The organism is Larkinella knui, assembly GCF_003858645.1.
GTDB lineage: Bacteria > Bacteroidota > Bacteroidia > Cytophagales > Spirosomataceae > Larkinella > Larkinella knui.
Genome location: NZ_RQJP01000001.1, coordinates 1,531,690 through 1,545,873, shown reverse-complemented (window position 1 = coordinate 1,545,873; position 14,184 = coordinate 1,531,690). Strand labels below are relative to the sequence as shown.

Below are 14,184 nucleotides of genomic sequence, written 5' to 3'. Positions count from 1 at the left end.
CAACCCTGTGGCTTTTCAAGTTAGTTGTTGGCCAGCTCAACCACCGGGCGGGCGTTACCAGTCATTGCTGAATTGGTGTTGAAATGGGCTGCCTGTGCTATTAATTTCTGGTTGTATAAAGTACTTTGTGTTTCAAAGTTAATTAGAAGTTATAAATAAACAAGAGCGACCGGAATTATTTTTGCACCGATTTATACTCCACTGAGATACCGGGTATTAGCTCCCGGGAAATGCTCTATTTCCGGTTGGCCGTAGGCGGTTTTTCTTCGCTTCCGGTTTTGGTTTGCACCGGATAAGGACGGCTTTTGGATGGAGCCTTGAGGGACGATGCCGCGCGGGCGGCTTTTTTTCGGACGGCTTTCGCTTTGGGCCTGGCCGTTGCTGGGGCCGGTGATTGGGTGGCCGGTTTTTCAGACCTAACCAGTTGCGGCTGTCTAAACGCCAGCCTGATACGGGCTGCGTCCAATCGGGCCAGAGAATCCAGTTCGGTCGGTGTTGTATTCAGGCGGGGCAGCCGGACGCGGAGAATATTTTTACCGGTTTGAGAAGGAAGCAGGAGGCTGACCCGATTGAATTGGCCGGCCTGTTTGGCCCGGTTGATTTCCTGATCGGTCAGCGGAGGCATCGCTCCGAGCCGTCTCAAATTGGCACCGTAGCTATCGAGCGTATTGATTTTCTGTCGGATGGTATCGATCGGCAGGTTCTGATTGAGCAGCGTGACATACTGCCTCACCAACGTGTCCATGGGCGTCATTTCGGTCGATTGAAACCAGGAGGTTGGTGCCACGATCTGGTTGACTTCGCCGAGCGGACTAACGACGCGGGAAACGTCGGTTGCCGATCGATTCGGTAACGAGTCGAGGTGAAAACCGTATCCGTACCGGATGGCGTGGAGGTTATACAGAGCCTCGAAGGTAATCCGGTTGCGCAGAGAAGCCAGTACAAAAGCCAGTCGAAGCTCGTACAACTCGGATTCGGGGATGGCACGAGTGGAATACGAGTAGGCCTGAACCGGACTGGTTCGGGGAAATGCGTATCCTATGCGTGCACTCCAGCTTTTTAGTTCGGACACGGCATTGATGTCTTCCAGCCTTTTATCCAAAACCGAAGCGGCCAGGTTGTTGTAAATCACCGCACTGTCGGAAAAGGTGGTGTCGGACCGGGAATAAAAAAACCGGTTTAAACCGGTCGAGGTCCGGTTGGGCTGTTGGGAAAGAATAAAATAGCCACTGATCAACAGCAAAACCGCAGCCGTCGCCAGGGTCAGAACGTAAGCCAGTTGCTGGCGACGCCCGTGGTCGGCCACCTGCCGGTCGACCACCCGATTGGTGATGAGACCCGCTTTTTGAAACGGCGCGAGCTTCCGCAAGGCTTCCGGCCGGCGGTTTTCGTCCGTGAGCCACACCTCGTAAGTATGCATTTCCTGTTCTTCTCCGGCCATGCTACCGGGTACGGTTTTCACCGATTGTAGCAGGGCCAGCACGTCGTTCTGAATCCCTGTCTGCAAGTTGGGCGGAAATTCCGCCAGTCGATCCAGCAACGCGGCCCGTAAGGGATCGGGTATTCTGCTTTGCTGGAGCCACGGCAACGCGCTTATTTTCAGAAGATTAGTTGTCGTTACAAGGGTGTCGGTTTGATAATACTGTTCCAGGGCTTTCCCGATGGTCAGCGTCATTTCCCAGGTAGGAGTGGGGTAAACGGCGGTGGCGTAGGCCCATTGTTTTAGCCTGATTTTGTCGGGTTCGGTTAAATTTTCATCCTCAAACCCGGTTTCCAGAAACTGATCGATGTCTGCGATGGTGAGCTTTTCCGCCGATTTACCGAAAAAACCTCGGTCGGCCACCTGATCGGTAGACCGTTGAAACCGGCGAAGTAGTTCCTGAAATGTGGGTAGTTCGTCGGCCTGTAAATACGCCCGGAGCAGCAGTTGCCCTTCGGGCGTGGCGGGCAATACGATGAAAAACCGGCTGAGAAGGGCTTCGATGTACGTCCAGTTTTCGGCATAAACCGGGGTCAGAATGGCGCGTTTCTCCCACCCGTCGAACAGGTTCGTCACCCACGACGCCACCGTGCCTTTTTCGTAGTCGAGAAGCCTGACGCCTTCCGTAATCAAAACCAGCTGCGAGGCCCGGTGGATGCGGTACAGATCACCGATGGCGATGCCTTTCGGGTATTTTTCATTCCAGCAAGTGCGCGGGTCGGCATTGAAAAAAAACAGTTCCAGCTCCACATCCCTCTCCATCAGGACGGTGCCTAGGTAGGCATAAAGCCGGGCTTGCTGGTGGAACGTCGACCGGTTGTCGATCAGAACCAGATACCGCGGACGAAGCTTGATTTGCTGGTAGTAAATGGCGGGATAACCGCCCATTCGCGCGGTAGCCCGGATAGTTCGGGCAATGTCCATCACCCGTCGTTGGCCTTCCTCGCGCTGATTCAGTTGCCGCGCCCATACTTCCATCGACCCGGCAACCTTGATGGTTTTTTCCTGGTCAGGAAATGTCAGGAAATAAGGCGGGCTGTCACTCGGCCTGACTTTCCGGCGGGTAAAAAAATACCGGAAGCTGATGACGCCAAAGAGCCCCGTTCCCAACAAAACCGCCAGCAGCAGCGACCCGCGGTTTATCGCATAGGTCGTATGGAGCGACGGGGCCGCTACCACGAGCGGAAACGATTCCAGCGTCGGCTGGTTAGTACGGTACAGGTTGGTAAGCAGGAACGTCTGATCACATCCGCCATCCTGAAGCGCAATTGTAACGACGGTTGACGCCGTTAAAGCCGGAAACGTATGGGTGATCGTCGAATCCGTCGTCACGATAACGGGTTTGGTACCATCAAAATCCCATTTATACGCGTAGTGCAGTTTCAGCCCGGGGCTTTGATTCAGGAACGTCACCTGGTTGCCCACAATGGATGCAACGCTTACTTTAATGAGGCAATTGGGGTCCGGCAATTTCCGGTTGGTCGAATCGGCCGGTTGGGGAACCGGAACGACCGGTGGTGGCTGGTAGATAAAATACCCGATACCGCCACCGGTCAAGAGCATTGCGGCCAGGAGCAAACCCCAAAACCAGGGCCTGCGTCCGGGCGACTTTTGTTGAACCGTCGTTTTTAGTTCCCCGGTTTCCGGGCTGGGCCTGGTTAGTACCTGGTCAAAAATCAGCCCGAACTTTTCCTGCTCGATGTCGGACCGGGCCACCACCGGACCCAGTACTTCCTTCAATTCCCGGAGCGTCCGGTCTGGCCGGCTTCCGTCGGGTGATTCGGTCCAGCCCGTTGGAAAATAAACACCGGCAACTCTGAAACAGCGGTCATAAACCTCCGGCGTAACGGCAAACCCTTCCAGACGAAGTTGTTCGAGCAACTCGCCCAGAGGAATCGGACGTTGGGGCGAAACGGGCGTCATAACCGTATAAAAGCCGTTACAGGGTTTTTAGCAACGCTAAATCTTCGGCATGTTTAGCCAGAATGCTGTAACTGGCCAGGCGCTTTTGCTCGTCCACTTCCTTCGGACGCCGGTTTTTGAGAATGTCATCCCGCAGGAAATAGATCCAGCTAATGAGCTCCGCCGTAGCCGGTTTTTTCTTCAGATTCGCATTTTTAACCGTCATGAAAAACGCAATGTAGTCCGTGAGGGTCTGCTGCAGGGTCTGGCGTTTTGCCGGAGAATCGGTCAGCTCCGGAAGTCTGTTAAAAATCTGATTCAGAATGATTTCCATTAACTGGTCTTCTTTCGGAAACGCGATGTGATAAAAAATACACCGACGCAGAAAGGCATCCGGCAGGTTTTTTTCCGAATTGCTGGTCAGGATGACGAAAATGTTTTTCGAACCCATGGCGTAGACCTCATTGCCATCTTCCCGGACCTGAAACATGAAACGATCGAGTTCATTGAGGAGGTCGTTCGTGAAATCGCGCGGGGCTTTGTCCACTTCGTCGATCAACACCACCGAACTGCGGGGTTTCGATGGATCGATGTCATTCATGTGCAGATACGGACATTTGTCCAGCATGGCTTGGCTGCTGAGCACAATTGCCTGGCCCAGTGCCTGAAGCCGGATGTGCCGGGCCACCTCGGGAACCGGCGGTTTTTCCGGAACCGATCGAGCCGTTTCATGTCCAGCGCCTTCGGGTGCAACCACCGGTATCGAATCGAAATGAGTTGCGTGAAAATGGCCCAGGGCATCATACAGGTAAAACAAATCCGTCGATGTCGAAACGGTTTTGGTGTTGAAAACCAGCGGTTTACTCAGGTATTCGTCCGGATACATCTGGTGCAAATCGGCGGCTAGTTTTTCGGCCAGCCGGGTTTTTCCCGTACCGGGTTCACCGGTCAGCAGCAACGGTTGCTTGAGTAAAATGGCCACCCGGACGGCATTGTACAGGGCCGAGTCGAGGATATAATCAGACGGATTTTTCTCCATCCGCGGGACATTCAGCTCGGTAGTCTCGTCAAATGAAAAATTTTCGACAATAGCCATTTCTTCAAAGGGTTTGAGGAGTATTCAGACGCTCGATCAGCGTCAGTAGTTTATCTTCCAGCTCCGGCACATCGATCTTTTTGGGATCATTGGCCTGAAAAATGCTGGTAATCACGTGCTCCCGGTCGGTATCGGACGCCGTGCGGAGGTATTTACGGAACCATTCGTCGATGTATTTCCGCTGGTCGGGAACCGCCAGCAGTTCGTCCTCCTGATTCAATATAATGAGCGGGCTATTGGCCGGATCATCGGGCTTGAAGAGGCCGGAATTCCTGAAAGGTTTCAGGATTTTTCTGACGGAATTTCCCGGAATAAAAGCCGAATACCAGCGTTCTTTCGGTGTATACATGATGGTCCAGAAAAACAATAAATAGGGGCGGCCCGGCGGATTCGAACCCGTTTCGGCCGGGTTGAAATCCGTCATAAACGCTTTGATCGAATCGACTACTTTTTCCAGTAAATCGTCGGCATTAATCTGAATGGCCACGATGGTATACTGGCTGTGCTGCACCTCCGGAATGGCCAGAAAATCATCGAACGTCAAGCGATTGACGGCATCCTGACCCTTGATGATTTTATAGAGTTCGCGCCGGATTTTGATGGGATTATCGTAGGCCCGGTTGAGTTTAACGAGCATGTCATCGGCATCGCGTCGCCGGTCGTTTGGGTCGAAGGGGTAGTTATAAATGCGGTTGGTATTCTTCGTAATTTTCTCATACACCAGTTTGCGGGCCAGCCCGAGCGGTGACTGACAATCTTCCCCCACCATCAGGTAATGCTGCACGGGCCGGTAGAGAACATCCAGCCCCTGAACGAGGTTAAAGCTGGGGTCGAATACGTTCCGGTATTGATCACGGTCGCAAAGAAAAGCTTTTTGGCGGTCGACCGGAGCGGCTTTTTCCGGACTGAACCGCTTGCCAACCAGACACCATTTCAATACATCCGGCTGATTGTAATACAAACCCCAGGCGCAGGGTGCGTCCGGAATACCGGTCGGAAATCCGCCCCGCACAAAGGTCGATGGTTTGCCTGACAAGACGCTCGAGGTAGAAACCGCTTCGTCAAAGGCTGCCTGAAGTGTTTTCTGGGGCCGGGTAAATGAAAAATAAAATTCTTTGGCAAACTCGCTGGCCTGACCGTCCGGTACGGAGGTCGAGGTGGCAATGACGGCTTCGATACCGGCATTGAGGAGCGCATCGACGTACCCGTAGGTAGAACAGCCGTTTAAAAATACCAGTTTGGGCTTTTTTCCACTCAGTAATTTAAGCAATCGATCCTGGCTGTAGGAACCGTCGGTCAGGGTAAAATTAGTCTGGCTGGCGTGACCGCAATAATGAAAAATAGTGAGATTCTGACTGATTTTTACGAGTGCCTTGTGGATGATGGTAGCGTCGGTTTCGGTGGACGGCGTTGGGTAGATAATCTCATCATTTAATTCCAGTTCCGTGAGCAGTTCGTCGATGTACTTTATTTCCTCTTTTAGCGCATCCAGATACGGCCCATCGTTCAGCGTGGACGGATTTGCGCTGGCAATAAAAACAACGGGCTTGCTCATAATACCTTCCGGGTCGACCTGACTTCGGAAAGTAATATAAATAAATAGTGGGTAGCTACGGCCGGGTTATTATTTAACGGTTGAGGGTAAGGGGCTTAACTTTGCAGATTGAGATTTTTCATGACCACCCGCATCAAGCTCCGCGGATTATAGGGCTTGACCAGAATCTCGTTTAAACCGGCGACCTGGGCCCGGTCGCCGACTTCCTGGGGCAGGCTGGCGGTTACGGCGATGATGGGCAGGGTTTCATGCCGTTCCCGGATGATTCGGGTGGCCTCATAGCCGTCCATCACCGGCATCTGCAGATCCATCAAAACCAGGCTGTGTTTGGAGGAATCCAGCATATCGACCGCTTCCTGCCCGTTGGTCGCCACATCGACGGACGCGCCGAGCCGTTCGAGCACACTTTTAGCCAGTAAGACATTCATCGTATTGTCTTCAACCAGCAGGATGGTAAATCCAAGTAAAGGCTTCTCTTTGGGAACAGGCCGGGATTCCTCCTGAGGTTCCTGCGCTGTAATTACTCTCGGGAATGTTTGCGTAAAATAGAACCGGGAGCCTTTCCCCGGTTCACTTTCGAGATGGAGTTCAACCTGTTGTAAGTGCAGAATCCGCCGGCAGATGGTCAGTCCGAGTCCCGTACCGCCGTAACTGCGTGACAGGGACGAGTCGGCCTGCGTAAACCGGTTAAAAACCAGTTCCTGTTTTTCGGGCGCAATACCAATGCCTGTGTCTTTGACCGCGATGGTGAGCGTGATCGTCTGTTCGGTTTGTTCGTCGACGGACAAGCTGACGACTACCTCGCCTTGTTCGGTAAACTTAATGGCATTATGAACCAGGTTGGCGATGACCTGCGCCAGCCGGGTAGGATCGCCCAGGACCCGGTTGGTAAACTTCGGGTCGATCGACAGCCGGAGGTCCAGTGATTTTTCCCGGGCCAGCGTCTGGTAAGTGGAAACAACATTCTGCAAGATACTGGCCGGATCCATCGGTATGTGTTCCAGCGTTGTTTTTCCTGCTTCGATTCGGTTAAAATCTAAAATATCATTGACAATATGGAGTAAATTCTTGGCCGAAAACAGCATGACATCCAATTGTTGCTTTTGATCCGGGCGCGGATGGTCCTGTAATAGCAAGTGGGTCATCCCGATAACGGCATTCAGGGGCGTCCGGATTTCGTGACTCATCGTACTCAAAAACTCATTTTTTACCCGTAATCCTTCTTCGGCCTGTTCCTTGGCCTGTTTCAGCGTAAAGGCAAACCGGAACGACAGCACCAGCGATTGCAGGAAGAAAAATCCCAGATACCCGATAAAAAGTACCCAGATTTCGGGAAAAGCGACCCGGAAATACTTAAAGATAATGATTGTGAAAACCGCCAGCAGCACGCCCGTGCTCATCAACGAGTAGACCGCGCCGGGGCGTTTGCGCCGGGCCGCCAGCCAGTACACGTAAAAAGCATAGCCAATGTAGATAAACATCAACCCCAGAAACAGCGTGATCGTCTGCGTAAAGAGGACGGGTGGAAACAGGAGGGTTACGGCGGCAAAAGCCAGACAGACTCCCGCCAGCATTTTTACAAACCCATGGTTGACATCGGCGGGATAAAGTGATCGGGTATACCACGCAAAAACCGCAATGCTCAGGAACAGCGACAGGTATTCGAGGTGAAGCGTGAGGGACCAGCCTGCATTATGCAACAGGGAATGGAGTGCGTAATGATCGGTGCCGATGATTCGGTAGCTGTACAGGAGACAAAAGAGCGAAAAGTAAAGAATGGAGGTCTCGTGGCGCCCGAAGAGGTAGAGCCCCAGAAAAAACAGCCCGCCCATGAACAGGCAACCCGTCAGGATAAAATCCAGGGCAAATTCGCGGTTCCTGGTAACGATCAAATCGTCGGCCTTCCCCAGGAACAGCGGTTTGTAGGCACCTCCTTTCGAATGGTGAAAATTGGCGATTTGCAGCAACAGGCGGAGCGTATCCGTTTTAGGAACCGGTTTTAGCTGGGTCGACCAGAAAGGAATCGTTGTTTCCGCCGAAGTTCCGGGAATACCGCTTTGGGCCAGCTCTGTTCCGTTCAGAAACAGCCGGTGTGCCGAAAACGTATCGGGCATCCTCAGGGCCAGGGGCGGAGTGCTGTGTGGAAGCAATACCGTCAGGGCGTAGGTTGCGTAGCCGAAGGAGGAAAGCGGTTTTTTATTCCACGTCTGCTCGGTCCAGAGCTGGGGAAACGGGCTGTATTCAAACGTCGTCTCCGGATCGCCGGGATTGCGCAGCGCGTGCCAGTACCACTTCCAGCTTCCGTTTAAGGCGACGGTTTGCTGCGTAAAGTCGACCGTGCGCAGATCCAGCAAGCCTTCCCGGGCCACCGGCGTTTGAAGGCGGTCCGACGGGTTCATGGAGCAGCCTGCCACCAGAAAACCAAGGAGGCTGAGGAAAGAAAGAAAAACGCGTTTACGAATCAGGTCCGAAAAAAAACGGCTCTTCATGGGGTTGGAGGAACGACCGTGTTGAGTAAAACTACTTCTCGATTACCAGACAATAGGGTGTGGTTTGTAGGGCTACTAATTTCCCCTCAATTTTTAGTCCAAAGATGATTTGGTACGCCGAATCGCCGGGAAAAGGTCGCAGGAATTTTTCTGGCCTGCCCCATCGGATTGTCACGCGCTGACTGGAAAGAAAGGAGAATCGGAACCGGCGATTCAGCAGGCGGTTTTTTCGTTTCAAACGGCCGTCTCAGGTCCTGGAAGGAAGGCGGGCCGTATCAAACCAGAACGTCCGGATTTGATGAATAAGCGTGGTGAGTTGCTGATAGCCAGACGGTTTGATTAAATACGAATTGGCCCCCAGCTGGTAGCATCGGGTGATGTGTTCGGGCAATGAAGAGGTCGTAAAAATAATAACCGGAATGGAACGGAAGGCGGGGTTCGACCGCAATTCGTCGAGGGTGGCAAAGCCGTCCATTCGGGGCATGTTCAGATCCAGAAAAATTAAAGCCGGAAGGTGCCGGGCGTTTTCCAGAAAATCCAGTAGTTCTACACCGTCACCCGCAAAACTTACGTCACAATCCATCCCGCTGCTATCAAACACCGATTTGAATAAAAGCCGATCGTCGTCGTCGTCATCGGTAATGATAATACGGTATCTGCGAGCCATTGAAAGGAATGAAGGGAACCAAAACTGGGGTAGTTGGTTCAAATATAGTCAATCTGTATCAATTACAATTTAACCGCAACCAAACTTTTCAGGCTGAAAAAAGACCTGTTTTTTGAATCGACACCTACCATTCAGTAAGATTTGAGCGTACGGGTCGATATGGCCTTGATGCTTGCTCCTTGCTCCAGGACAGGTTAAAAAAGGGGTCAATCAAGTTCGTGCGAATCACTGGAAAATGGCTTTGGGGTTCACGCCGGAAAACCGGGCGGAACCTGCGAGAATCCGGCTCCGTCCGGAGGGCTGAAAATTGCACTTCACGCGGCAAATACTTTTATTTGTGGCGATTTTTTTGCATATTTGTATGATAGGCGTACGCTAGAACATGCCTCAAACCGTCTAACAGGTTTCCGTGGGGCGGTTCCACTTTTTTAACCATCGCTTCGTTCGGATTATCGGACAAAGAATTTACTTCTTATGGCAGAAGAGACAGAAGAACAGAACAACTCCACCAACATTATTCCCATCAACATTGAAGACGAAATGCGCGGTGCCTACATCGATTATTCGATGTCGGTTATCATTTCCCGCGCCTTACCCGACGTCCGTGACGGCCTCAAGCCGGTACACCGCCGGGTGCTTTTCGGAATGGCTGAACTGGGCGTCAATTATAACAAACCGTTCAAGAAATCGGCCCGTATCGTCGGGGAAGTTTTGGGGAAATACCACCCCCACGGTGACTCTTCCGTGTATGGGACGATGGTTCGGATGGCCCAGGACTGGTCGTTGCGGTATCCATTGGTGGACGGGCAGGGAAACTTTGGTTCCATCGACGGCGACTTTCCGGCCGCCATGCGGTATACCGAAGCGCGGCTCAAGCGCATTGCCGAAGAATTACTGACCGATATATACAAAGAAACGGTAGACTTTCAGTCGAACTTCGATGATTCGCTGGAAGAACCCACCGTGATGCCCGCCAAACTGCCGAACCTGTTGTTGAACGGATCCTCGGGTATTGCCGTCGGGATGGCGACCAACATGGCACCCCACAACCTGACGGAAGTGGTGAACGGTATTGTCGCCTACATCGATAACCATGATATTTCCATCGATGAGTTGATGGAACACATCACCGCGCCGGACTTTCCGACGGGGGCTACTATATATGGTATGGAAGGGGTGCGGAATGCGTTCCGCACCGGACAGGGCCGGGTGGTGCTGCGCGCCCACGCGACCATCGAAGAGAACAAGGGCAAAACGCAGATCATCGTATCCGATGTTCCCTATATGGTCAACAAAGCCGTGATGCTGGAAAAGACCGCGGAATTGATCAATGACAAAAAGATTGAAGGGATTTCGGCCTTTCGGGATGAGTCGGACCGTGACGGTTTGCGTGTAGTGTACGACCTGAAGCGCGATGCGGTTCCGAACGTTGTGCTCAACAACCTTTATAAGCATACGCAGCTACAGTCGGCTTTCAACATCAACAACGTTGCGCTGGTGAAAGGCCGGCCGGTCTTGTTGAACCTGAAAGACATGATCCGGTATTACGTGGAGCACCGCCAGGAGGTGATCACGCGCCGGACGCAATACGAACTGCGGGAAGCCGAAAAGCGGGCGCACATTCTGGAAGGTTTGCTCATTGCGCTGGATAACCTGGATGCGGTGATTGAAATCATCCGGAGTTCACGCGATCCGGAAGTGGCCAAAAACGGACTCGTTGAACGCTTCAAGTTGTCGGAAATTCAGGCGAAGGCCATTCTGGAACTTCGTCTGCAACGGTTGACGGGACTGGAGCGCGACAAGATTGTGGCCGAATACGAAGAACTGGCGCGACTGATTGCCGACTTGCGAAGTATTCTGGCGAGCGAAGAACGGAAGCTGCAAATTATCCGTGATGAACTGCTGGAACTGAAAGCCCGCTACGGGGATGCCCGCCGGACGGAAATCAGTATTCTGGGTGACGGCAATATCAGCGATCTGTCGCTGATCGCCGATGACGAAATGTTGATTACCATTTCGCACGAAGGCTATATCAAACGAACTCCGTTGACCGAATACCGGACCCAAAGCAGGGGAGGGGTCGGTTCGCGGGCGGCCAAAACCAAGGAAGACGACTTTACGGAGCATTTGTTCATGGCCACCATGCACAATACGCTGCTCATTTTCACCCAGAAAGGGCGGTTGTACTGGTTGCCGGTATACGAATTGCCCGAAGGAGCCCGGGATTCGAAAGGGCGGCCGCTGGCCAACTTCATCAACATTGAATCCGACGACAAGGTGCGGGCGGTGATCAATGTGAAGGACCTGAAAAATGCCGATTACATCAACAACAACTACCTGGTGATGTGTACGGAGCAGGGAACGATCAAGAAAACCCTGCTGGAAGCGTATTCACGGCCGCGCCAGAACGGGATCATCGCCATCACGATCAACGAAGAGGAGGGAGATCGCCTGCTGAATGTTTGTATGACCAACGGCCAGAACGACATCGTGATTTCATCGAGTCTGGGAAAAGCCGTTCGTTTCAACGAAAGCCGGGTGCGCCCCATGGGCCGTACGGCCGCCGGGGTTCGCGGTATTGATCTGGAGCCGGGCGTCAAAGCCGTCGGGATGGTGTGCATCGGTCGCGACGATGCGCAACTGCTGGTGGTTTCGGAGAAAGGTTTCGGGAAACGGTCGCCGATTGATGAATACCGCGTAACGAACCGGGGTGCCAAAGGCGTCGGTACGCTGAAAGTGACGGACAAAGTCGGGAACCTCGTGGGCATTCTGGAAGTGACGGATTCGGACGATATGATGATCATTACGAAGTCGGGAACGGCGATTCGGATGCACGTCGATGAGGTTCGGGTTATTGGCCGGAACACCCAGGGTGTGAGACTGATCAACCTGCGGGACGGCGATGAAATCGCGTCGGTGACCCGGATTGCCCGGGAGGAAGATGTTGAAATTGAAGGAAATGCCGTGCTGCCGGATGCACCGGTCGAGGGGTCAGAAGAACCGTCCTCTGATCAAATGGCTTGATATTCCCATAAATTATTCAGTACTTTCCAAAATTAAATCAAAAACAACGTTCAACCACAAAATTTAGTCATATGAAACGATTCTCGTTCTTTCTACTGGCGGGACTTTTATCAGTAGGAGCCTACGCCCAGGGCATAGACGCTCTAACCGAAAAAGCTTTCCAGAGCGAGAAAGAAAAAAGCGACAAGGCAATCACCGATGAGAAAGCCAACGTCAAACCCAAGACCTGGTTGGATCGGGCTAAAACGTACGAGAACATTGCTACGCAGGCCATTAAACTGGATTCGAACGCTGCAACGGTTGCCTTCGACGCTTACAAGAAAGTGATCGAATTAGATAAGGATAAAAAAACCGGCGGACCCGGAAAATTGGCGAAAGAAGCTGAAGAAGCCATGAAAGGCCAGACCATGTTCCAGGCGTTTATGAACTCCGGTATCTACAAATACCAGGCTAAGAATTTCAAGGATGCGGCCCGGTTGATGTCGACGGCCGGTGAAATCAATCCGAAGGATACCACAGCCGCTTTGTATGCCGGTATTTTTACCCAGAACACCGATAAGCCAGGCGATGCCAAAGCTCATTTTGAGCGGTATATTGCCAATGGGGGTAAGGATGTTTCGGTTTACACGACGCTGGTGAGTTTGTATTACCAGGACAAGGAAATCGAAAAGGCACTGGCAACGATCGACAAGGGAATTGCGAACTTGCCGAACAGCAAAGACCTAAGCAACCAAAAGGTGAGTATTCTGGTGACGTCCGGGAAAACGGAAGACGCAATTACTGACCTGAAAGGGCTGCTTGCGAAAGATCCCAACAACCTGAATAACCTGCTGACGATGGCCACTATTTATGACAACCGAGTGGGCAAGGAGTCGGATGAACTTTCGAAACTGGTTTCCAGCGCGAAGAAAGGACCTAATGCTACCAAGCAGCTGGCCGACGAGAAGGTGGTGCTGAAAGAATCGCAGAACGAGTTAACCCGCTTGAGCGCCCGGGCGAAGAAAGAGCCCAGGAATGTCGATGTGAAAAATCAGCTCGCCCGGGTTAATCAGATGATTGCCGACTCGAAGACGAAAATCGCCGGATTGGAAAAAGATGTGCAGGATCAGGCGCAAGCCCAGGCTGCCGCCGGAAATCAGGAGCAGAAAATTGCCGAATTGACCAAGAACATCGAACGCGACCGGGCCGCCGTTAAAGAATATTACAGCAAAGCCCTGGCCGTAGATGGCAATAACTTCGACGCCAATTTCAACCTGGGTGCTGCTTATTTTAACGAAGCCGTACAGATTCGGAAGCAACTGGAGATGATGGACATGAAAGACTATCAAACCAAGGGCAAAGAAATCGAAGGCCAGGTTTGTGGAAAATTCAAGCAGGCGCTGCCGTATTTCGAGAAAGCAAAATCAGTGAAGGATACGGACACCGATCTGAACGAAAACCTGACTAATCTTCAAAACATTCTGAAGCAGTTTGAAGAAAAGAAAGTGCCTTGTATCGAAAGCAAATAAAAAGGATACCGCTTAAAAACCGGTCTTTTTAATTTTCAATAAAAGCCCCGATCTTGTGAAAGCCAGATCGGGGCTTTTTGATGAAGTATAGTATGGTAAGAATTATGAAGATACTGATCACCGTTGCCATGATTGGCGTTTGGGGCTGGCTGGCTTTTATGGCAATCATGACCAACAGTTTACTCGGCCGGGTTACCTCGATCGGGATCGGTATTTTGCTCAATTGTGCCTTGGCGTTTTGGTACGTGAAGCTCGACACCCGTTCGAACCGTGCCAACCTGGAGAGATCAAAAACGGAGCCGATCGAAGAGGAAACCTAGCATATTGAAAAGTCTAGTTAACATAATATATATTATACAACAAGTATTTTATTTGAAGTACTACTGGATAGAGATCAACTAAGCTATTGTCCAGTAGGGATTTAGGTGAGGACGTGTCGATCAATGATTTATGGATTCACGTG

At 51.9% G+C, this 14,184-nt stretch carries 8 protein-coding genes; 3 read left to right on the top strand and 5 right to left on the bottom strand.

The annotated features are described in order from the left end of the window. Positions 1-235: 235 nt before the first annotated feature. From EHT87_RS06320 to EHT87_RS06300, 5 genes are all read right to left on the bottom strand, one after another. Positions 236-3,403: a PKD domain-containing protein gene (locus EHT87_RS06320; protein ID WP_124904934.1), complete on the bottom strand. Its 3,168-nt coding sequence runs from the start codon at positions 3,401-3,403 to the stop codon at positions 236-238. A 16-nt stretch (positions 3,404-3,419) separates the two neighbouring features. Next, on the bottom strand, positions 3,420-4,478 hold the full coding sequence (locus EHT87_RS06315; protein ID WP_221621982.1) for an AAA family ATPase: 1,059 nt from the start codon (positions 4,476-4,478) through the stop codon (positions 3,420-3,422). Positions 4,479-4,482: 4 nt separating this feature from the next. Then, on the bottom strand, positions 4,483-6,033 hold the full coding sequence (locus tag EHT87_RS06310; protein ID WP_124904932.1) for a CHAT domain-containing protein: 1,551 nt from the start codon (positions 6,031-6,033) through the stop codon (positions 4,483-4,485). 95 nt (positions 6,034-6,128) lie between these two features. Continuing rightward, on the bottom strand, positions 6,129-8,522 hold the full coding sequence (locus EHT87_RS06305) for an ATP-binding protein (protein ID WP_124904930.1): 2,394 nt from the start codon (positions 8,520-8,522) through the stop codon (positions 6,129-6,131). 247 nt (positions 8,523-8,769) lie between these two features. Further along, positions 8,770-9,189 carry a response regulator gene (locus EHT87_RS06300; protein ID WP_124904928.1) on the bottom strand — a complete coding sequence of 140 codons (420 nt, stop codon included), beginning with the start codon at positions 9,187-9,189 and terminating at the stop codon, positions 8,770-8,772. Between the two features lie 474 nt (positions 9,190-9,663). Between EHT87_RS06300 and gyrA the strand changes: the two genes are divergently transcribed. The 3 genes from gyrA (at position 9,664) to EHT87_RS06285 (ending at position 14,041) form a co-directional block, all read left to right on the top strand. Further along, positions 9,664-12,213, top strand: coding sequence for a DNA gyrase subunit A (gyrA, locus tag EHT87_RS06295; protein WP_124904926.1), 2,550 nt, complete (start codon positions 9,664-9,666; stop codon positions 12,211-12,213). A 71-nt stretch (positions 12,214-12,284) separates the two neighbouring features. Next, positions 12,285-13,721, top strand: coding sequence for a tetratricopeptide repeat protein (locus tag EHT87_RS06290; protein ID WP_124904924.1), 1,437 nt, complete (start codon positions 12,285-12,287; stop codon positions 13,719-13,721). A 104-nt stretch (positions 13,722-13,825) separates the two neighbouring features. Beyond that, complete coding sequence (locus EHT87_RS06285) at positions 13,826-14,041, top strand: hypothetical protein (protein ID WP_124904922.1); 216 nt, start codon at positions 13,826-13,828, stop codon at positions 14,039-14,041. Positions 14,042-14,184: the final 143 nt, after the last annotated feature.